Origin of the sequence: Pseudomonas sp. R32 (assembly GCF_009866705.1) — a bacterium.
In the GTDB taxonomy this organism is placed as follows: domain Bacteria; phylum Pseudomonadota; class Gammaproteobacteria; order Pseudomonadales; family Pseudomonadaceae; genus Aquipseudomonas; species Aquipseudomonas donghuensis.
Window position 1 is genome coordinate 1391026 of record NZ_CP019396.1, and the last position, 21270, is coordinate 1412295.

Sequence of the window (21270 nt, forward strand, 5' to 3'; positions counted from 1 at the left end):
TACTTGTTACAAGGTCGAGCTCAAACGCTGAGCAGCAGGAACTCACGCTCCCAGGAGCTGATCACCCGTTTGAAGTTCTCGTGCTCGGCACGCTTGACCGCCACATAGCCACGCACGAACTTGCTGCCCAGGTACTGCTCGATGGTCGGGCAGTCCTCCATATGCGCCAGGGCGTCTTCGATGGTGATGGGCAGGCGCAGGTTGCGCCGCTCATAAGCGCGGCCCTGCACCGGCGCGCTGGGGTTGATCTTTTCGACCATGCCCAGGTAACCGCACAAAAGGCTGGCGGCAATCGCCAGGTAGGGGTTGGCGTCGGCGCCTGGCAGGCGGTTTTCCACGCGCATGGCCTCGGGGCTCGAGGTCGGTACGCGCAGGCCCACGGTGCGGTTCTCTTCGCCCCATTCGACGTTGACCGGCGCCGAGGTGTCGGGCAGGAAACGGCGGAACGAGTTGACGTTGGGGGCGAACATCGGCAGCACTTTGGGGATGTACTTCTGCAGGCCACCGATGTGGTGCAGAAACAGCTCGCTCATCTCCCCGTTGGCGTCGACGAAGATCGGCTTGCCGGTAGCGATATCGACCACGCTCTGGTGCAGGTGCATGGCGCTGCCCGGTTCGTCGCCCACAGGCTTGGCCATGAAGGTGGCGGTGACGTTGTGCTTGAGCGCCGCCTCGCGCATGGTGCGCTTGAACACGGTGATCTGGTCGGCGAGGTCCAGGGCGTCGCCGTGACGGAAGTTGATCTCCATCTGCGCCGGGCCGTCTTCGTGGATCAGCGTGTCGAGGTCCAGGCCCTGGGCTTCGCACCAGTCGTAGACGTCTTCAAACAGCGGATCGAATTCGTTGGCGGCATCGATCGAGAACGACTGCCGACCGCTTTCGGCCCGGCCCGAGCGGCCCAGCGGTGCTTGCAGCGGCAAGTCCGGGTCTTCGCAGCGCTGGGTCAGGTAGAACTCCATCTCCGGGGCGACGATCGGCTGCCAGCCCTTGTCGGTGTAGAGCTTGAGGACTTTCTTGAGCACGTTGCGCGGCGACAGTTCGATCGGCTTGCCCTGTTTGTCGAAGGTGTCGTGAATGACCACGGCGGTTGGCTCGATGGCCCACGGCACCACATACACCGCGGCCGAATCCGGGCGGCAGACCATGTCGATGTCGGCGGGATCGAGCAGGTCGTAGTAGATATCGTCGTCGACAAAGTCCCCGGTTACCGTTTGCAGAAGCACACTTTCCGGCAGGCGCATGCCTCGTTCATGCAGGAACTTGTTGGTCGGTGCGATCTTGCCGCGGGCGATACCGGTCAGGTCACTGACCACGCACTCGACTTCGGTAATCTTGTGCTCTTTCAGCCACGCAGACAGCTGATCGAAAGGGGCATTCATAAAGACCTCGTTGTTGGTTTTATCCACGCCAGGACCGGCAGTTGCGACCGGCTTGCCACCCGAGCGGCTTCCCCTGTAGCGCGTTGAGGTCTATCTTGGGTGACGCGTGCGCATTCGATCTATCCACTTTCAGCAAGACTAAAATGCACCAAAAGAGTGCATAAAGAGCAGCTCATGACAGCGTCAACGCCTTTGCGGGTCCAGGCTTTCAACACCGCCGATGTCACCGAACAGGTCCGCGCCACCCCAGGCTGGACCCAGCATTACCAACAGATGTCTCCCGGGCATTTCGCCGGCCAGTTGCGCTGCCTTGACCTGCAGGGCGTGGAGATCTACGAAGAGTGCATGAACACCCGGATCGAGCAGAATTTCAGTGCGCCGGCCGGCTCCCTGGCGTTTTGCTTCGACCGCAGCGACCACAGCCTCTACGTGCTCAATGGCGAAAGCCGCAACATCTGGATCACCCCGGAGAACTACCAGGAAGTAGCCGTGGTGTTCGGCCCGGAATTCGTCCAGCGCCACGGCCTGGACATCGCCCGCCTCGACGGGCTGTTCATGGCGCCGCTGAACTCGATGCAGAACGAGCTGTTCAGCCGCTGGCTGAGCGGGACGCTCACGCGCATCTCGCAGACCATCGACCCGCCAAGCCAGGATGCGCTGGCCGGGCAACTGCTCGAAGACTGTCTGTTCATTCTCGATAACGCGTGCATCTGCCTCGATCGCGGGGCGTTGTGGCGGCGTACCGAAGAGCGCGCGATCATGCGAAAGGTCGGCGAATGGGCGGCCGATTGCCCGGAAGAAACGCTTAATCTGCTGGAGCTGTCGCAGGTCGCCGGGGTGTCCTTGCGCCAGTTGCAGCACGCCTTCAAGGCCTTCACCGGCATGGCCCCGGCACAGTGGCTACGCCTGCGCCGGCTCAACAGTGCCCGGCGTGAACTGCTCAGTAGCGGGCCTAGCGACACCACCGTGGCCGAGGTGGCCATGCACTGGTCGTTCTGGCACCTAGGACGGTTTTCCGACAGCTACCGCAAGCTGTTCAGGGAGCTGCCCAGCGAGACCCTCAAACGCGCGGCGCTGTCAGTCAGATAGCCAGCAGTGGTAATGTTCGACCTACTAAATGAAGTCGATAGCCTGGAAAGACCATGCCAAGAGCCTCCCACCAAGACCTGCGTCGCGCGTTCCGCCAACTGCTTGCCTCACCTGCCTGCTACCACACCGCCTCCGTATTCGACCCGATGTCGGCGCGCATTGCCGCCGATTTAGGCTTTGAGGTGGGCATCCTGGGGGGCTCGGTGGCATCCTTGCAGGTGCTGGCCGCACCTGACTTTGCCCTGATCACCCTCAGCGAATTCGCCGAGCAGGCAACGCGGATCGGCCGGGTGGCCCAGTTACCGGTGATTGCCGACGCCGACCATGGTTATGGCAATGCGCTCAACGTGATGCGCACGGTGACCGAGCTTGAGCGTGCCGGGATTGCCGCGCTGACCATCGAGGACACCTTGCTGCCTGCCCAGTTCGGGCGCAAGTCCACCGACCTGGTCAGCATCGCCGAAGGCGTCGGCAAGATCCGCGCGGCACTGGAGGCACGGGTCGACCCGGAGCTGTCGATCATTGCCCGCACCAACGCGGCGCTGATCCCGACCGAAGAAGTCATCGCCCGCACCGTGGCCTACCAGAACGCCGGCGCCGACGCGCTGTGCATGGTCGGTATCCGCGACTTCGACCACCTTGAACAGATCGCCGCGCACCTGAGCGTGCCGCTGATGCTGGTGACCTACGGCAACCCGCAGCTGCACGACGATGCGCGCCTGGCCGAGCTTGGCGTGCGTATCGCCGTCGATGGTCATGGCGCCTACTTTGCCGCGATCAAGGCCACCTACGACTGCCTGCGCGAACAGCGGCGGATCACCAGCAGCGCTTCGGACCTGAGCGCCACCGAACTCACCCATACTTACACCGTACCGGGCGACTACATCGTCTGGGCCCGTGAGTACATGGATGTCAACGAATAAGCCACAAGGCTTAACCAAAGCAACAACTCTCTACAAATGGAAGCGAAACAATTCATGAAGAAATCTACAGGCGTACTCGGCCTCGCAGTGGTAGTGGCAGCGGCATGCACCGCGGGTGCCTGGTACACCGGCAAGCAATTGCCCGGCGTGCTCGAAACCACCATCGCCGAATCCAATGCCCAGACCAAGCAGGCGCTGCTGGGCATGGAAACCACTATGGAGCTGCAACTGGTATCGCTGGACAGCCGTCTGTTCAGCAGTACCGCCAAATACCGCCTCAAGGTGCAGAACCTGCAGGTTGGTGAAGAAAGCAAAAGTTTCGAGCTGAATTTTGTCGACCAGATCGAACACGGGCCGTTTCCGCTGTCGCGGGTCAAGGCACTGAAGCTGATGCCGGTCATGGCTGCAAGCCACTACGCCCTGGAAAAAGACGCTGCCACCGCTGACTGGTTCGCCCTGACCAAGGACGTTTCGCCGCTGCAAGGCCAGGTCGCCTACGGCTACGATCGCTCGATGGACAGTGCTTTCCAGGTGGCGCCGATCGAGTGGAGCAAGGACGGCTCGTCGCTGAAGTTCTCCGGGATTGAAGTCAGTGGCCACGGCAACGAAGGCGCCGAACATGTGCAACTCACCGGCCAGTCGGCCGGCCTGAGCCTGAACCTGGTCGACCCCGACAGCAAAGTGCTGAAAGTCGAGATCAAGGGCCTGAGCCTGACCGGCGACATGACCAAGACGCCGTTCGGCTTCTATGTCGGCAAGATGGACATGGCCGTGGCTGACACGGTCGCGACCTTCGGCGACGAGCAGAAGGTCCTGGTGCTCAAGGGCCTGGCGCAGAACAACGAGTACAAGAACGACGGTGACAAGCTCTCGGTGCGCATGGAATACAAGGTTGCCGACATCAACTTCGACGGCAAGGCCATCGGTGCCGGCGAGATGGTCTGGAGCCTCAAGCGTCTCGACATCCCGGCCATGCAAGCGCTGATCGGCTGGTACCAGAGCCGCCTGCCGGAGTTCCAAAAGGCCGCTGCCGAAGGTGAAGGCATGCCGGACCTGGCGATGACCGAGGCCGAAACGGCCCAGGTGCGCAGCGATGTGCAGCGTCTGCTGGCGGCCAAGCCGCAGATCGCCCTGGAGAACCTGTCGTTCAAGACTGCCAATGGCGAAAGCCGTTTCAACTTCAGCGTTGACCTGGCCAACCCGAGTTCTCTGGAGTTGCCACCGCAGGAGCTGTACAAGCAGTTGATCACCCAGCTGCAGAGCAAGCTGTCGCTGTCCAAGCCGATGATCGGTGACCTGGCGACCCTGCAGGCGCAGTTCGAAGGCCAGACCGATGCTGCCATCGTCTCCCAGCAAGCGGCTCAGGCCGGGGAAATGGTCAGCATGATGGCGGTGCAAAGCCAGATGGCCAAGGTCGAGGGCAACGACATCGTTACCACGCTGCATTATGCCGATGGCATGGTCGACTTCAACGGCCAGAAGATGACCGTTGAGCAGTTCGCCAGCGTGATCATGGCCAACGCCAGCGCAATGCAGGCGACAGGCGGTTGATGTTCAGGCCCGGGGCGCCCGCCCCGGGCTTGTTTCACTAAAAAAACCTTTTGAATTCATCCGATTATCTGTAGCCTTCGGCATCCTATAAAAACCCGAGGCCGCAGCTGGTCCGTGGTTCTGTGTGCAAGGCTGAGTTGCCCTGCCTGCGGAGCCTGTAGCCGATTTGCCAGGGCTCGGTGATACACTCGACTTACGCGCTCAAGCGCCTGCAGGTCCAGCGATCATGACCCAGATTTCCGAACGCCTTCTCGTCCAAGCCCACCTCGATGCCAAGCAGCCCAAGCCGCTGACGCCCGAGCAAGAGGCCGACTACCGCGCCGCCATCGCTGCCGAACTCAAGGCACAAAATGCGGTGCTGGTTGCCCATTACTATTGCGACCCGGTGATCCAGGCCCTGGCCGAGGAAACCGGCGGCTGCGTGTCCGACTCGCTGGAAATGGCCCGCTTTGGCAAGAACCACGCAGCCACGACCGTGGTGGTGGCCGGTGTGCGCTTCATGGGCGAGACGGCCAAGATCCTCACTCCGGAAAAGCGCGTGCTGATGCCGACCCTCGAGGCGACTTGCTCGCTCGATCTCGGCTGCCCGGTTGAAGAGTTCTCGGCGTTCTGCGACAAGCACCCCGAACGCACCGTGGTGGTGTATGCCAACACCTCGGCGGCGGTCAAGGCCCGAGCTGACTGGGTAGTGACCTCCAGCTGCGCGCTGGAAATCGTCGAAAGCCTGATGGACAACGGCGAGACCATCATCTGGGGGCCGGACCAGCACCTGGGCCGCTACATCCAGAAGCAGACCGGTGCCGACATGCTGCTGTGGGACGGTGCCTGCATCGTTCACGAAGAGTTCAAGTCGCGCCAGTTGGCCGACATGAAGGCGCTGTACCCGGATGCGGCGATTCTGGTGCACCCGGAATCGCCTGAGGCGGTGATTGACCTGGCCGATGCGGTCGGTTCCACCAGCCAGCTGATTGCTGCGGCGCAAACCCTGCCGAACAAGACCTTTATCGTCGCCACCGACCGCGGCATCTTCTACAAGATGCAGCAGTTGTGCCCGGACAAGATCTTCATCGAAGCGCCCACCGCCGGTAACGGCGCGGCCTGCCGCAGTTGCGCGCATTGCCCATGGATGGCGATGAATACCCTGGAGCGCACCTTGCAGTGCCTGCGTGAAGGCAGCAACGAGATCTTCGTCGAGCCAGCGCTGATCCCCCAGGCGATCAAGCCGCTCAAGCGTATGCTCGACTTTACCCAGGCGGCGCGGATGAAGTTGTCCGGTAACGCCTGACGACGCCTTCGCGGGGCAAGCCCGCTCCTACCGTAGGAGCGGGCTTGCCCCGCGATGCTTTTTGCGGTCTTAGCGCATCATGTCCTTGACCATCCGCTGCTGCTCCATCAGCTCGCGCTGACGCGCATCGATCTTCGACGCCAGGACAAAGTTGTTGCCGGCCCGCTGTTTAGCGTAATCGAGCTGTTGCAAGGCCTGGTCGAAGTCGCCCACCAAGGCGAAGTACTCGGCGCGGGCCTGGTGCAGGCCAATGGTGTTGCCGGACAACCCCCGCACTTCCGCCACGTCATACCAGACATCCGGGTCTTGCGGGCGATTCTTGAGCAGCGCATCCAGCGCCTTTTCCGCCTCGGCGGGGCGGTTCTGCTTGAGCAGCAGGTCAATGCGCGCCTGTTGCAACGGGTAGTTGCCCGGGTACAGGCCACGCATCCGTTCGACGCGCTGCTGGGCATCGGGCAAGCGGTTGTTGGTGATGTCCAGGTCGATCTGCGCCAGGTTGTAGGTGATGTCGTTGGGCGCCTTGGCCAGCAGCGGCTTGAGGTTCTCGCGCGCCTCGTTCAGGCGCCCGCCCTTGATCTGGGCCAGGGCCAGGCCGTAACGGGCGGCGTCCTGTTGCGGGTTTTCGTCGAGCTGCGCCTGGAAGCGCTTGGCCGCAAGCCCTGGGGTGCCTTCGTAGATCAATGCCACCCGCGCACGAATCAGTTGATAACGCTTGCTGTCTTCAGTGCCGCCCTTGGGCGCCTGTTCGGCGCGGTTACGGGTGTCGGCGATCCGCGATTCGGTGACCGGGTGGGTCAGGAGGAATTCCGGCGGCTTGGCGTCATAACGGTATTGGCGCATCAGGCGCTCGAACATGGTCGGCATGTTGCGCGGATCGTAGCCGGCCTTCTCGAGGTTGAGGATACCGATGCGGTCGGCTTCCTGTTCGTTCTGCCGGGAGAAGCGCCGCTGTTCCTGGATGGCGGCGGCCTGGGTGCCGGCGATCGCGGCAATACCGGCATCACCGGCCCCTGCTGCGGCGGCGACGATACCGATCAGCAGCGCACCCATCATCGGCAGTTGCATGCGTTGCTGGGCCTCGACGCCCCGGGCGAAGTGGCGCTGGGACAAGTGAGCCAGTTCGTGGGCCAATACCGAGACGTACTCGCCCTCGGTCTGGGCATTGAGGAACAGCCCGCCGTTGACCCCGACGATCCCGCCGGGGGCGGCGAAGGCGTTGAGTTCGCGGCTGTCGATGAGGATGAACTCCAGGCGCCGGTCCTGTAGCTGGCTGGTCTCGGCCAGGCGGTAGACGCTGGTTTCGACGTAATCCTTGAGCTGGGGATCGTTCAGTTGGTTGACATTGCCCCGCAGCAGGCTGAGCCAGGCGCGGCCCAGCTGGTGTTCCTGTTGCGGGGAGACAATGGCAGAACTGGCGTCGCCGAGTGACGGCAGGTCGTCGGCATGGCTGGGGAGCGCCATCAAACAGGCCAGCGTCAGCAGGGTAGGGCGCAGAAAATTCATGCACGAAGCTCTGGTCGACAAAGAACCTTACTGTAGCCCGCTCACACGTTGGCGACCAGTGGCGGTATCCTACCGGGCTTGTTCAAAATGCTACCTGTGCCCGCATTCCTGCCTGGAGAACCCCATGAGCGCTACCCCGACCCATGACGCCGAACTCGACGCCAGCGGGCTGAACTGCCCGCTGCCGCTGCTCAAGGCGAAGATGGAGCTCAACCGCCTGGACAGTGGCGCAGTGCTCAAGGTGATTGCCACCGACGCCGGTTCCCAGCGCGATTTTCGCACTTTTGCCAAGTTGGCCGGTCATACGCTGCTGCTCGAAGAGGCCGAGGCCGGTGTGTACACCTACTGGTTGAAGAAAGCCTGAGTTTTCTCTGTTAAAGGATCGTCAATGTTCAAGGTGCTTCGCGACTGGATGCAGCGCTACTTCTCCGATGAAGAAGCGGTGGTATTGGCGGTCTTGCTGTTTCTGGCGTTCACCGCCGTCCTGACCCTGGGCGGCATGCTTGCCCCGGTGCTGGCGGGGATGGTCCTGGCGTTCTTGATGCAGGGCCTGGTCAATGCCCTGGAGCGCCTGCGGGTGCCGACCCGATACGCGGTGGCGCTGGTGTTCACGTTGTTCATGGGCGCCCTGGCGGTGTTCCTGCTGGTGCTGGTGCCGCTGCTCTGGCACCAGTTGATCACCCTGTTCAACGAGCTGCCGGGCATGCTCGGCAAGTGGCAGTCGCTGTTGTTGCTGTTGCCCGAGCGCTACCCGCACCTGGTCTCTGACGAGCAGGTGCTGCAGGCCATCGAGGTGATGCGCGGTGAGATCGGCAAGTTCGGCCAGTGGGCGCTGACCTTCTCGTTGTCGAGCCTGCCGCTGCTGGTCAACATCATGATCTACCTGGTGCTGGTGCCGATCCTGGTGTTCTTCTTTCTCAAGGACCGCGAGCAGATCGCCCACTGGGTCAGCGGTTACCTGCCCAAGGAGCGGGCGCTGATGACCCGGGTGGCCGAAGAGATGAACCGGCAGATTGCCAATTACATCCGCGGCAAGGGCATCGAGATCCTGATCTGTGGTGTGGCCACCTACATCGCCTTCATCAGCCTGGGGCTCAACTATGCGGCGTTGCTGGCCCTGCTGGTCGGCCTGTCGGTGGTGGTGCCCTATGTCGGCGCGGTGGTGGTGACCGTGCCGGTGACCTTGATTGCGCTGTTCCAGTGGGGCTGGGGCGATCAGTTCATCTACCTGATGGCGGTGTACGCGATCATTCAGGCCCTGGATGGCAACGTGCTGGTGCCGTTGCTGTTCTCCGAGGCGGTGAGCCTGCACCCGGTGGCGATCATCTGCGCGGTGCTACTGTTTGGCGGCTTGTGGGGGTTCTGGGGGATTTTCTTTGCGATCCCGCTGGCGACCTTGTTCAAGGCCGTGCTGGATGCCTGGCCGCGGCGCGAGCCGATGGTGGCGCCGCTGCTGTGAGCTTTTGTGGGAGCTGGCTTGCCAGCGATACAGGCGCATTGGCCCTTGCGGCTAGCGCGGTGATGCAATCGCTGGCAAGCCAGCTCCCACAGGTAAAGCGCTATCAGGCCTTGTTAAGCGCCTGCGCTTGCGCCAGTACGGCATCGACATGCCCGGGCACCTTCACCCCGCGCCAGGCCTTGCGCAGCACGCCGTCCTTGTCGATCAGGAAGGTGCTGCGGTCCACGCCCAGGTATTCCTTGCCATAGAGCTTCTTCAGCTTGATCACGTCGAACAGCTGGCACAGGGCCTCGTCCTTGTCGCTGATCAGCTCGAAGGGGAAGGCCTGCTTGGCCTTGAAGTTCTCGTGGGACTTGATGCCATCGCGCGAAACGCCAAACACCAGAGTGTTGGCCGCGTCGAAGGCCGCATGCTGGTCACGGAAACCCTGGCCTTCGGTGGTGCAGCCCGGGGTGCTGTCCTTGGGGTAGAAGTACAGCACCACCTGCTTGCCCTTGAGCTCAGCCAGGCTGATGCTCTGGCCACTGGTGGCCAGGGCCTGGAAATCGGCGACGGGTTGGTCGAGTTCAACGGCCATGAAAGCTTCCTTACATCGGGTTCTGTGGGCGCCACGGTTCGATCAGCGCATCCAGGTTCAGCGCATCGGAGAAGTCCAGGAACTGGTCACGCAGCCAGCTGATCTGGGTACCGGCCGGCAAGGTCACGGTAAAGGTGGCGTTGAGCATGGTGCCGCCGGTCTGCGGCGCCTGGTAGGTGTCGCAGGTCAGGTTCTCCAGCTCCACGTGGTGGTCGATGAAGAACTGGCACAGCTCGTTGATGATGTCCGGGCGATAGGCGGCGCTGACATAGGCCACGTACGGCAGCGACAGCGGGCGTACCTCCAGCTCGGCGCTGCGCACCACGTTGACGGTGAAGGTGTGCTTCTTGGCCAGGCCCGGCAGGGCGGCTTCGAAGCGCGCCAGGGCGTCCCAGCTGCCGGTGACCTGCAGCACCAGGGCGCTGCACTCGCCGTGGCGGGTCAGGCGCGAGGTGACGACCGAGCAGCGATTGTCGTTGCTGGCCCGGCACAGGATGTTGGTCAGCTCCATGGGGTTGGCACCCAGGGCGCTGATGACAAGGAATTGTTCGCGAACGGTGGGGGTGGACATGCAGCATTCCTAAAGCGATGAGCGGTCGGTACCTGACGTGGCAAAAAGGCCGGCAGGCAAGAGCCCGGGGCTCAGGATCGAGGCTTCGGGCGCTGGCTACGCGCGTTGTCGGCAGCCCGGCGGGCCACTATGTACCGATCAAAGACAGAAGGGTAGCGAAAATGGCCGCCGAGGGGAATGCTCCGCCCGCCTGCTTCGCTTGTGCAAGGCCGATGGCGCCAGTACCATTACCGCTCTCTTTTTCCGGCAGGAGCAGATTCATGATTGCGGGCAGTATGGTGGCATTGGTCACACCCATGGATGCACAAGGGCGTCTTGATTGGGACAGCCTCGGCAAACTCGTGGACTTCCACCTGGAGAAGGGCACCCATGCCATCGTCGCCGTCGGTACCACCGGCGAGTCCGCCACCCTGGACGTCGATGAACACATCAAGGTCATCGAGTTCGTGGTCAAGCGCGTTGCCGGCCGCATCCCGGTGATCGCCGGTACCGGCGCCAACTCCACCAGCGAAGCGGTGCACCTGACCCGCAACGCCAAAAAAGCCGGCGCCGATGCCTGCCTGCTGGTGGTGCCGTACTACAACAAGCCGACCCAGGAAGGCCTGTACCAGCACTTCAAGCACATTGCCGAAGCCGTCGACATCCCGCAGATCCTCTACAACGTACCCGGCCGCACCGCCTGCGACATGCAGGCCGAGACCGTGATCCGCCTGTCGACCGTGGCGAACATCATCGGCATCAAGGAAGCCACCGGCGACCTTACGCGCGCCAAGGCCATCCTTGACGGAGTGAGCAAGGACTTCATCGTCCTGTCCGGCGACGATCCGACCGCCGTTGAGCTGATCCTGATGGGCGGTAAAGGCAACATCTCCGTGACCGCCAACGTCGCGCCGCGGGAAATGGCCGATCTGTGCGAAGCCGCCCTTGAGGGCAATGCCGAGAAGGCTCGCGCGATCAACGAAAAACTCATGCCGCTGCACAAGAACCTGTTCATCGAAGCCAACCCGATTCCGGTGAAGTGGGCTTTGGTCGAAATGGGCCTGATGCAGCAAGGCATCCGCCTGCCACTGACCTGGCTGAGCGAATCCTGTCACGATACGGTACGCCAGGCGATGCGCCAGTGCGGCCTGCAGTTTTAATTGAGGACGTACACCGCATGAAGCGATTGGCTGGTCTTTCCGCCCTTGCCTTGATCATCTCCAGTACCAGCGGTTGTGGCTGGCTCTGGGGCGAAGAGGGTTACTTCCGTGACCGCGGCAGCGATTATCTGGAGGCCACCCAGAAGCCGCCGATGCAGCTGCCACCGGATGTCAGCAGCGCCAAGCGGCTCGATCCGCTGCTGCCGATCCCGCGCAACGTCGCCGACGACAACGTCAAGGGCGAGTTCGAAGTGCCACGTCCGCAGCCGCTGAGCGCGGGCGCCGACATCAGCGATTTCAGCCTGCAGAAGAGCGGCAGCGCGCGTTGGGTCCTGGCCCAGCGTTCGCCGGCTGAAGTCTGGCCGGTTGCCCGTCAGTTCTTCGAAGACAATGGCTTCCGGATTGCCGAAGAGCGTCCACAAACCGGCGAATTCAACACCACCTGGCAGCGTTTCGACGAGCTCTCGGCGTCCATGGCCAAGCGCCTGGGCAGTGCTTCGAGCAGCAGCGACAACGAAGTCCGTGCACGCATCCGCATCGAGCCGGGCGTGCAGCGCAACACCAGTGAGGTCTACATCGTTACCGTCGAGCGTCCGGCCGGCAGCACGGCCGAGCAGGACTTCCCGGCGCGTTCGGCCAACACCGGTGTCGACGCCATCCTGGTCGACGAAATGCTCGCCAGCATGACCCGCAGCGCCGAGAAGGGTGGTTCGGTATCGTTGCTCGCCGCTCGCGACTTCGACGCCCCGAGCCGCGTCAGCCTCAGCGAAGACGGCAGCGGCAACCCGGTGCTGAACCTGGGCGCCGACCTCGATCGCGCCTGGTCCAGCGTTGGCCGTGCCCTGGAACAGGGTGATTGGCGCGTCGAGGACATCAACCGCAGCCTGGGCCTGTACTACATCAACCTCGCCGAGAAGGCCGAGACCAAGGAGCAGCCAGGCTTCTTCAGCCGCCTGTTCGGCAGCGCACCGAGCAAGGAAGAGCGTGAAGCCCGTGCCGAGCGCTATCAGGTTCGCCTGAGCAAGGTGGGCGAAAGCGTCCAGGTGACCGTCGAGAAGAACATCAACACCGTGGCCCCGGCAGACGTCGCCCGCCGCGTGCTGAGCGTGATTCAGGACAACCTGGGTTAAGTGCGCTTCGCCGTACTTGGAAGTGGAAGCCAGGGAAATGGCACGCTGATCGCCAGTGGCAATACCTTGCTCCTGGTCGATTGCGGCTTTTCCCTGCGTGAAACCGAGCGGCGCCTGGCGCTGCTTGGCGTTTCTGCGGCGCAATTGAGCGCGGTGCTGGTCACCCACGAACATGCCGACCACGTGCATGGGGTCGGGTTGCTGTCGCGGCGCTACAATGTACCGGTCTACCTCAGCCGTGGCACCTTGCGCGGCATGCGCAAGCCGGTCGAGGCCGCAGGCTTTCTGGCCGCCAATGACACGTTGCAGCTGGGCGACTTGAGCGTTACTGCCGTCGGCGTCACCCACGACGCGCTGGAGCCGCTGCAGTACGTATTTGGTGATGGTCGCCGGCGCTTTGGTGTGCTGACCGACCTGGGCTCGTATGACGCGGCCCTGCTCAGCAGCTACCAGGGCCTGGATGCCCTGCTGATCGAGGCCAACCACTGTCGCGACCTGCTCGGACGCGGGCCTTACCCGATGTTTTTAAAGCAGCGGGTGGGCGGCGACTACGGACATTTGAACAACCATCAGGCCGCGCGCCTGGTGTCGGAGCTGGACTGGCAGAACCTGCAACACCTGGTGCTGGCCCATCTCAGCAGCAAGAACAACCAGCCACAGCTGGCCCGGCAATGCTTCGTCGATACCCTCGGCTGCGACCCGGACTGGCTACAAGTGGCCAATCAGGATTCCGGGCTCGACTGGCGTGAAATCGCCTAGCCCATCTCATTTAGCAAGCGGAGCCCATCATGGAAAAACGTGAAGAACTCTACCGCGGCAAAGCCAAGTCGGTTTACAAGACCGACGACGCTGACCGCTTGATCCTGCTGTTTCGCAACGACACCTCGGCGTTCGACGGCAAGCGCATCGAACAGCTCGACCGCAAGGGCATGGTGAACAACAAGTTCAACGCCTTCATCATGCAAAAGCTTGAAGAAGCCGGCATCCCGACCCAGTTCGACAAGCTGCTGGGTGACAACGAGTGCCTGGTCAAGAAGCTCGACATGATCCCGGTCGAATGCGTCGTGCGTAACTATGCTGCCGGCAGCCTGGTCAAGCGCCTGGGCGTCGAAGAAGGCATCAAGCTCGAGCCTTCGACCTTCGAACTGTTCCTCAAGAACGACGAGAAGGGCGACCCGTTCATCAACGAATCCCACGTGGTTGCCTTCGGCTGGGGTACCGCCGAGCAGTTGGTGAAGATGAAAGCCCTGTCGCTCAAGGTCAACGAAGTGCTGAGCAAGCTGTTTGACGACGCCGGCCTGCTGCTGGTCGACTTCAAGCTTGAGTTCGGCGTATTCCACGGCGAGATCGTCCTGGGCGACGAGTTCAGCCCGGACGGCTGCCGCCTGTGGGACAAAGAGACCCGCAAGAAGATGGACAAGGACCGCTTCCGCCAGGGTCTGGGCGACGTTATCGAAGCCTACGAAGAAGTTGCCAAACGCCTGGGCGTGCCGCTGTAAGCGACAAGTTCACGCAAGCGCCTGATACCACGCGAATTTTTTTCGCAAACAGGCTTTGCCTTTCGGCAAACTGCTGGTATCATGCGCGCCACTGGAGAGATGCCGGAGTGGCCGAACGGGACGGATTCGAAATCCGTTGTACTGGCAACAGTACCTAGGGTTCAAATCCCTATCTCTCCGCCATACAAATGAAAGCCCCTGAAACCATTGGTTTAAGGGGCTTTTTTGTTTTTCGATTGTCATGAATTGACGGTCTGCACGCTCAGCCAGCCCCGACCAAGGCAGTGATACAACCAGCGTCGCCACGTTAAGATGTGAGCGGGTCGACCAGGGAGGTACACATGACCATCAGTTGGACGTGGACAGCAAAAGACAAGGCCGAGGCGGTACCGTCTATTGGTGATCAGTACATTTCCATGGACGGAAACGTTTTGTGCCTGCGCAATCCCATGCCGGCGGATTCAGCGTTCATGGCAAAGATGTTCTCTGCCACGATAGTCATTACGCTACTGCTGTGGGTATGGATGTTCTGTGCCGTGATCAATGACACGCCATCCGCTGAAGTCTGGGTGCTTTTCATTCCCCTGCTCATGCCGCTGGGCGTTTCGTTGTTCCTTTTCTACCGAATCCACTTGATCAGCAGTCAATCGAACTTCTATTTCAATCGCCACACCCAGAAAATCTACTACCTCAAGGGCAAGACACTGCTTGTCGGTGACTGGGGGAATGTCAACGCCGGCATAATCGGGCGAACCGAGTTTTCCGGTCGGTCGTTCAGTAGTACTACTTCTTTAATCCTGAATGCATTCGATAGCCATCAAGACAGCCCGCAAGCCCGGCAGAATGCCAAATCCTGGGCACCCACCTATAGCATCTGCATAGACAGCAATGAACCCAGCGATCCACGGCCGATCTTCGTTGCTCAGGTGTGGGAATACATTCGTCAGTTCATGGCCCATGGCCCGGATACACTGCCCGTTCCTCAAGAACCCCACTGGTGGTCTGTACCGCATAACGCTATCTGCCTGACACCCCGTCAGGCATTGCGTCATTACGTGCCTTGGCGCACGGGAGAGCCGGGGGAAGAGCAGGGCAAGAAATGGTGGCTGATGCCTCTCTGGTTGGTGTTCTTCCCGTACAACGTCTTCGTTGCGCTTTGCTGGTGGATGACCTGTCGTCTGTTGCGCGTACGTCCAGCGGCGGTACCGCAACAAGCGTTTGAAGGTGAGCCCGGTACAGCAGCGGCCATGGACCTGACAGCCAGGACTCTTGCGCCCTAGCGTTTTGCCGACAGGCTGGTGTAGCGAGACGTTGCTATGCATGAGCAAGCCCTTGAATTGCAAGATTCAGGGGCTTTTCGTTTCTGCTGTTTGAGGTAGGGCAATTATGCCACTACGCCGCGCTTTACTTTTTCTGACGCCAGAATACTATCAACCACCATTGGCCCAGGCCTGAATTCAGCGTGCTTTACAGCACACGTGCCTTTATTCGTTCGAAGCAATCAGAGAAAACATGATTACCATCCAAGAGCTCAACGACTTCATCAGCAATCCGGAATTGAATGACAGTATCGGGCAGGTCTGGGCCTTGATCGGCCAGCACTTCGAACAAGCGCAGGCGACCCTGCCGGCCGAGCAGGCAATGCCGCGCCGCGAATTGTCCTTTCATGATCATGTGCGCCTGCTGGGCTATCTGTCTCTGCTGATTGCCGAGGTGCCGGGTGATGTGGTGGAAATCGGCGTGTGGAAGGGCAAGTCGCTGGTGCTGATGAATGAGGTGTGCAACCGCGAGCGCCGCATCATTGGTATCGACCCGTTCGCGCTGCCAAACCAGTTCGAAGAGTTCAGCCACTACAAGCAACTGATGTTGCCTAATGCCGAAGTGATCCGCGGTTTCTCGGAGCTGTGTGCCGAGCGCTTCTACAGCCTCGCACCCAAGGTCGCGCTGTTGCATATCGACGGTGGTCATGCCGGCCGCAACGTGTTGCTGGACTTCCTGCTGTACTCACCGAGCGTGGTGCCTGGCGGCTTTATCGTGTTCGATGACTATGGTGATTTCCAGCATTCGCCCGAGGTCGGACCGGCTGTTGACCTGCTCAGGGCCACGGGCTACTTCAACGGCTTCCATGTACTGGGCTGTGTGCATGGCTTCGAGAACAGTTACGTGCTTCAACGCATGTAATCGATCCAGGCGGGTGTGCCGTGCTCAGGGCTGGCACACCAGGCGCTGTCGCTCATAGTTCAGCGCCTTGTCGCGCTCAGGCAAGTTGTATGGTGCGCTGCACTGGCGCTCCCCCCACTTGATTGTCAGGCTGCCCTGGTCTTCTTCCAGTAGTACCAGCGCCTTGCCGTTGGGGTCGGAAATCGCCAGTTGTTTGCCGCTGGCATCTTCCAGTGAAGCGCCGAACGGGATCATCCCGCCCTGTTCGTCGAACAGCTCGAACTGTACCCGCCGCCCGCTCTTGCCGGTGTAGCGGGCCACCACCACGGCGCCACGGCGTGGCACCAGTTGCTGGGTGGCGTTGTCGATTTCGATGTCACCGCCCAGCTCGCGGGTGTCCAGGCTGATCCAGTTGACCCGGTAAGGTTGTGCGCTGGGGATCACTGCGTAGCCGTTGCGCCCGGTTTCGACACCGCTGTAGCTGCTGATCTTGGCGCCTTTGACCCCCGGCACCTGGGCCAGGGCGAAGGTTTCGCCGACGGTCTGGCCCAGGTTGATGCCGCCTTCGTGGGCGACCACGGATCCGGCAACGTTGAGGTTCTGCGAGTCGTAGCCGCGGCCCTGGCTGTAGCCCAGGGTAATGTCGGCCACCGAGGTGCGGGTGTTGAGGTTGGCCGACGCGGAGTTGCCGCCGGAGCTGCTGTTGCCGCCCTGTACCGAATAGAACGTGTCGCTGGTCTCGGACAGGTAGCCGTTGACGCCGACCTGGGTGCTGTCGCCGCCTTTTTGCGTGCTGGTGGTGATGAATGCACGCGGCGCGCGGGCGCGGCTGCCCAGTGGGAAGGACACTGACAGGTTGAGCTGGGTATCGCTGCTTGAGCCGCCAAAACCATCGCCCAGGTCTTTGCTGCGGGTGACGCCGATGTTGTAGCTGGCTTCGCCCCAATTGTTGCTGTAGCCGGCCGAAAAGCTCTGCGAGCCGCCACGGTTCCAGTAGCGCTGGTCGCTGGCGTTGACGTACAGGCTGCCCAGTTCGCGGTTGCGGCCCATGCTCTGGTTGATGGTCAGGTCGGTGCGGGTCTTGGAGTTACCCGGGCGCCGTTCGAGGTCGCTGCTCAAGTCCTGGACGTGGTCGGTCAGGGTGCGGAAACCTTCGGTGGAGTAGCGGTACGCGGCCAGCGTGAAGTTGGTGTCGGTGCCGGTGAAGGTCTTGGCGTACAGGGCGCGCACACTATTACCCTGGGTGGTTTGCCCCTGTGCGCGGCTGCTCGAGTGGGTGACGTCGAATGACACGGCGCCCAGCGCAGTGTTCTTGCCGGCGCCCAGCGACAGCGCCTTGTAGTTGTCGCTGGCCTGTACACCGATGATGCCGGTGAGGTTGCTGCTGATGCCGTAGGCCAGGGTGCTGCTGAGAATGTTCGGCGTGGCCATGCCGTCGGTGTTGCTGTTGTATTGGCCGGCCGAGACGCTGTATTTCACCTGGCCTTCACGGACCATGATCGGCAGGCTGGAGAACGCCTGGGTGGTCACCCGGCGGCGACCGTCGGCTTCGATGATGGTGATCTGCAGGTCGCCGTTGGAGCCGGACGGGTAGATATCGCTGATCTCGAACGGCCCCGGTGGCACGCTGGCGGTATACAGGATGTAATTGTTCTGGCGGATCTCGACGGTGGCGTTGGTCTGCGCCACGCCACGGATGATCGGCGCGTAGCCGCGTTCGCTGTCGGCGCGCATGCCTTCGTCGGACGCAAGCTTCACGCCACGGTAGCGCACGCTGTCGAACAGGTCGGTATCGCTGAAAATATCACCGGCGCTGAACTGGCCCTTGATCGCCGTTACGTCATGTTGCAGGTAGCTGCGGTTGCTCTTGAAGGTGCTCGGGCGGCCGGTGCTGCTGGTGAAGTTCGACTCGTTGCGAAAACGCCAGGCACCGAGGTTGATGCCGTTACGCAGGCCCAAGTTGTTGGCGATGCGGGTGTCGGTCTCGCCGGCGCTGCGGCTGCTGTTGAACTGGTAGTTGATAAGCGCCGCAGGCACGCCGTCGTCCCACAACGCGGGGTCGACGTAACCGCGAATACCACGCTGCATCGCCACTTGCGGTACGCTGGCCGCCAACTGCAGGCGGGCGGCGTCATAACGCAGGCTGGCCTGTTCGATCATGGCGGGCAGGTCGTAGCAGCTTTGCGGGGCGTTTGGGTCGAACTTGCCTTGGGCCTGCAGCTTGTTCATGTCGATGCCCAGCTGTTGCAGCAGTTCCAGGGTCAGGCAGGGCTCGACGCGGCCGGTGGCCGGGTTGCGGTTGAAGTCGACGTCACGCCGGCCCACCAGCACTTCGTTGCTGTACAGGTCGACCCGGTAATTGCCCGGCAGTACGCTGTTGGCCGACAGCAACAGTTGCAGGTCAACCGACGACGGCGCGCCTTGCAAAAAGGTGGTGTTGAAGGCTTCCAGTTGTTGCGCATCGCTGGCGTGCTGTTCGGCCAGGGCCGGCAGCGCGGCAACTACCGCCAGCGACAGGGCGCTCAACTTCAACAGGCTGGCAGTTGCAGTGTGGGCGCGCAGGCGTTGGCCGGCGCAATGAGTTGGCCTGTTACCGGAAGAAAAAGACATGCAAAGGAACCTGTATCATCGTCAATGACGACTGGGCGCGGCGAGGGGCGCAATCACGCGCAGGATTAAAGCCTTGGCCTCAATCGTTATTGTTTCGTCGGCGCTTCGGCAGCAGTACTGGCGTGGCCGCTGGACAGTGTCGCGGTGTACTGACTTTGCGCACCGTAGTCATTGATGCTGGAGAACATCAGGCGCACGTTGTTGTCGGCGCTTAGCGATTTAACCGGGAACGTTTTTACTTCACCGGGCGCCACCATGGTCGAATCCACGGCCAGCTCGCTGTGTTTGCCCGCCTCAAGTTTTATATCCGCCATCGACACGTGATACAGGCTCGGATTATTGACCTGCAACAGGGTCTTGCCGCTTTGGCGAAGCAGTTGCCATTGCAGTTCGGTCGGCGCCAGCAGGGCATTGCCTGGCAAGCCGGCGGGGCGGAAGAAAATCTTGATGCGCTGGCGCACAGCCAACTGCAAGGTGTTGGCCGCCGCCGCAGCCTGAGGGATTTCCTGTACGTTGAGCCAGACCACCGACTCTTTGTCGGCGGGCATGCCCGTGCCTTCGTACAACACCCGCAGCAATTGCTGTTCACGGGCGAACACCCGTGCCAGTGGCGGGGTGACGGCAAAGGGCACGCTGCGCTGGGTATCGTTGTCGTCGACCCAGGATTGAATCAGCACATCCTGGTTGCCATTGCGCACGGTGACGTTGGCTTCCTTGTGGTTGCCATCAAAGACAATACGCGTGGCACTCAATGAAATACTGGCCATGGCCTGGCCGGCCATGAGCATGCCGAGCAACCCCAGGCATGCGGGAATAGAACGACGCAACATGGTGTGTACCGTTTGATTCAGGGCTTTTGATTCAGCGTCAATGGCGAGGCCGGGCGGCCTCGCACATAGCAGTTCAGGCGCTACGCGTTATTCGTATTGCAGGATGAACGGCAGGGTGGCGTCACCGCGACCGGCAGTGGCGGTGCCGGCTGCGCCAGTGGTGACGTAGGCGGCGGAGAAGTTGAGGATCGCGTCGCCACCGGCAGCACTGGTACCGTGCATGTCGCTCTGGATCTTGGCGGTGGTTTTCGAGCTCAGGTCGATCAGCGCGCCGTTGCTGTCGAGCAGGGCGATACCGACGTTGGCTGCAGTGCCGGTGCCTTTGGTCAGGGCCAGGACTTTCTTGCCGGTGACCAGGCCCGAACCGCCGCTGGCAGCGTCAAAGATCATCGAGACTTTGGTGCCCAGGTTGCAGTTGACGTTGAGGTTGAAGTCTTTACCGGTCACACGGCCCGAGGATGGGCTTTCGGCGGTGCCCATGTCCTTGATCGACACAGTGCCCATATCGACGGAAATCACTCGGTCGGCGTTGGCGCCGTCAACCGAGCAGGCGTCGTTGTTGATCACGCCGGTGAAGGTGATCTTGCCGCTGCCACCTTGAACAGGGGGCGGATCGGCAGCCAGGGCACTGCCGGAGGCGGCAATGACGGACAGGGTGATAAGGGCCAGTGAGAACTTCTTCATGGTGATGTCCATTTGTATTGGTTGGAAAGTGCTGCATGAAAATGCCAATACACAATAGGTCGCGGGGTGTTTGCCGAACATCAGACGATTCTTATAAGGTCTGTGCTGAAGAAGTGGCGGCTACTTGCGCAACAAAGCCATTGTCGACGGATGACGTTGTTGCCATACCGGTTAGTTGAAGATGCTGCGCTCCAAACAATAAGTCAGTAAATCCTGATCACTATTAACCTCCAGTTTGCGCATGGCCGAAATCTTTTGCGCGCTGATGGTTTTGGCACTTCGGTTCTGGCTGCGGGCAATATCGCTAACACTTTTACCGGCGACAAACAGGCGCAGTATTTCGAACTCCTTGGGTGACAGGGTGGCGAACCGATCCTCGATCGCCGCCGTGGTTTCGATGACCGAGGTTTTCGCCGGCTCCAGGCTGCGATACTGGCTCTGTTGGGCAACGGCCTTGAGTGCCAGCTGGATTTCCGTGTGCAGCTGGCTCTTCTGGATTACCCCGACCACGCCCAGCTCATGCAGGCGGGTGAGAATCAGGTGGTTGGAGATCATCGTCAGAATCAGCACCTGCAACTGCGGAAAGTGCCGTTTCAGGTAATCGACCAACTTCAGGCCGTCGCCGTAAGGTGAATCGGCCGGCATGTTGTAGTCAGTGATCACCAGGTCCACCGGTTGTTGCTCAAGCAGTTCGATCAGCCCTTTCGAGCACACGGCCTCGCCGACCACGCAAAAACGTTCGTCACGTTCTACCAGTTCGCGCACGCCAAGCAGCACGATAGGGTGATCGTCCGCGATGATGACTTTGAGTTTGTCCATAAAGGCCGTCCGTAGTACCGGTATAGAGGGTTAGAGGGTGTCCATACGGCCGCAGGTAAGCC

The 21270-nt window shown here is 61.4% G+C and carries 20 protein-coding genes and 1 tRNA gene; 13 read left to right on the forward strand and 8 right to left on the reverse strand.

What is annotated here, in order from left to right:
* Nucleotides 1-20: 20 nt before the first annotated feature.
* Entirely contained in the window at nt 21-1379 is a 1359-nt protein-coding gene (locus tag PspR32_RS06385) for a glutamine synthetase family protein (RefSeq protein ID WP_100783017.1), read from the reverse strand.
* A gap of 174 nt (nt 1380-1553) precedes the next feature.
* Here PspR32_RS06385 and PspR32_RS06390 point away from each other — a divergent pair, with 174 nt between their 5' ends.
* The 4 genes from PspR32_RS06390 (at nt 1554) to nadA (ending at nt 6227) form a co-directional block, all read left to right on the forward strand.
* The gene (locus PspR32_RS06390; protein ID WP_010223175.1) at nt 1554-2468 is read left to right on the forward strand and encodes a helix-turn-helix domain-containing protein; all 915 of its coding nucleotides are present in this window, start codon (nt 1554-1556) and stop codon (nt 2466-2468) included.
* 53 nt (nt 2469-2521) lie between these two features.
* Nucleotides 2522-3391, forward strand: coding sequence for an isocitrate lyase/PEP mutase family protein (locus PspR32_RS06395; protein ID WP_010223174.1), 870 nt, complete (start codon nt 2522-2524; stop codon nt 3389-3391).
* A gap of 54 nt (nt 3392-3445) precedes the next feature.
* Entirely contained in the window at nt 3446-4942 is a 1497-nt protein-coding gene (locus PspR32_RS06400; protein ID WP_174242290.1) for a YdgA family protein, read from the forward strand.
* A 226-nt stretch (nt 4943-5168) separates the two neighbouring features.
* Nucleotides 5169-6227, forward strand: coding sequence for a quinolinate synthase NadA (gene nadA / locus PspR32_RS06405; protein WP_115088288.1), 1059 nt, complete (start codon nt 5169-5171; stop codon nt 6225-6227).
* A 69-nt stretch (nt 6228-6296) separates the two neighbouring features.
* Here the strand turns inward: nadA and PspR32_RS06410 are convergent, their stop codons facing one another.
* Nucleotides 6297-7730: a M48 family metalloprotease gene (locus tag PspR32_RS06410; protein ID WP_036994159.1), complete on the reverse strand. Its 1434-nt coding sequence runs from the start codon at nt 7728-7730 to the stop codon at nt 6297-6299.
* A 124-nt stretch (nt 7731-7854) separates the two neighbouring features.
* On the opposite strand from PspR32_RS06410, the gene PspR32_RS06415 reads away from it, so the two are divergent.
* Complete coding sequence (locus PspR32_RS06415) at nt 7855-8094, forward strand: sulfurtransferase TusA family protein (protein WP_010223170.1); 240 nt, start codon at nt 7855-7857, stop codon at nt 8092-8094.
* A 24-nt stretch (nt 8095-8118) separates the two neighbouring features.
* Complete coding sequence (locus PspR32_RS06420; RefSeq protein WP_010223169.1) at nt 8119-9189, forward strand: AI-2E family transporter; 1071 nt, start codon at nt 8119-8121, stop codon at nt 9187-9189.
* A 103-nt stretch (nt 9190-9292) separates the two neighbouring features.
* Here PspR32_RS06420 and PspR32_RS06425 read toward each other — a convergent pair whose 3' ends face one another.
* Together PspR32_RS06425 and PspR32_RS06430 are read right to left on the reverse strand one after the other, a co-directional pair.
* Entirely contained in the window at nt 9293-9766 is a 474-nt protein-coding gene (locus PspR32_RS06425) for a peroxiredoxin (protein ID WP_010223168.1), read from the reverse strand.
* 10 nt (nt 9767-9776) lie between these two features.
* Entirely contained in the window at nt 9777-10337 is a 561-nt protein-coding gene (locus tag PspR32_RS06430) for a glycine cleavage system protein R (protein WP_010223167.1), read from the reverse strand.
* A gap of 260 nt (nt 10338-10597) precedes the next feature.
* On the opposite strand from PspR32_RS06430, the gene dapA reads away from it, so the two are divergent.
* From dapA to PspR32_RS06465, 7 genes are all read left to right on the forward strand, one after another.
* Entirely contained in the window at nt 10598-11476 is an 879-nt protein-coding gene (dapA, locus tag PspR32_RS06435) for a 4-hydroxy-tetrahydrodipicolinate synthase (RefSeq protein ID WP_159388226.1), read from the forward strand.
* 17 nt (nt 11477-11493) lie between these two features.
* A complete protein-coding gene (gene bamC, locus PspR32_RS06440; protein ID WP_010223165.1) occupies nt 11494-12606 on the forward strand; it encodes an outer membrane protein assembly factor BamC in 1113 nt (370 codons plus the stop codon).
* The gene (locus PspR32_RS06445; protein ID WP_010223164.1) at nt 12607-13365 is read left to right on the forward strand and encodes an MBL fold metallo-hydrolase; all 759 of its coding nucleotides are present in this window, start codon (nt 12607-12609) and stop codon (nt 13363-13365) included.
* 29 nt (nt 13366-13394) lie between these two features.
* Nucleotides 13395-14105, forward strand: a complete 711-nt coding sequence (gene purC / locus PspR32_RS06450) for a phosphoribosylaminoimidazolesuccinocarboxamide synthase (protein WP_010223163.1) — start codon at nt 13395-13397, stop codon at nt 14103-14105.
* A gap of 93 nt (nt 14106-14198) precedes the next feature.
* Nucleotides 14199-14288, forward strand: a tRNA-Ser gene (locus tag PspR32_RS06455).
* 158 nt (nt 14289-14446) lie between these two features.
* Complete coding sequence (locus tag PspR32_RS06460) at nt 14447-15385, forward strand: hypothetical protein (RefSeq protein ID WP_159388227.1); 939 nt, start codon at nt 14447-14449, stop codon at nt 15383-15385.
* Nucleotides 15386-15617: 232 nt separating this feature from the next.
* Entirely contained in the window at nt 15618-16286 is a 669-nt protein-coding gene (locus tag PspR32_RS06465; RefSeq protein WP_010223154.1) for a class I SAM-dependent methyltransferase, read from the forward strand.
* A gap of 24 nt (nt 16287-16310) precedes the next feature.
* Here the strand turns inward: PspR32_RS06465 and PspR32_RS06470 are convergent, their stop codons facing one another.
* From PspR32_RS06470 to PspR32_RS06485, 4 genes are all read right to left on the reverse strand, one after another.
* Entirely contained in the window at nt 16311-18875 is a 2565-nt protein-coding gene (locus tag PspR32_RS06470; RefSeq protein WP_232531815.1) for a fimbria/pilus outer membrane usher protein, read from the reverse strand.
* Between the two features lie 86 nt (nt 18876-18961).
* Complete coding sequence (locus PspR32_RS06475; protein WP_026001322.1) at nt 18962-19705, reverse strand: fimbrial biogenesis chaperone; 744 nt, start codon at nt 19703-19705, stop codon at nt 18962-18964.
* Between the two features lie 87 nt (nt 19706-19792).
* Nucleotides 19793-20389 carry a fimbrial protein gene (locus tag PspR32_RS06480; protein ID WP_159388228.1) on the reverse strand — a complete coding sequence of 199 codons (597 nt, stop codon included), beginning with the start codon at nt 20387-20389 and terminating at the stop codon, nt 19793-19795.
* A 171-nt stretch (nt 20390-20560) separates the two neighbouring features.
* Nucleotides 20561-21208 carry a response regulator gene (locus PspR32_RS06485; protein ID WP_010223150.1) on the reverse strand — a complete coding sequence of 216 codons (648 nt, stop codon included), beginning with the start codon at nt 21206-21208 and terminating at the stop codon, nt 20561-20563.
* Nucleotides 21209-21270 lie beyond the last annotated feature (62 nt).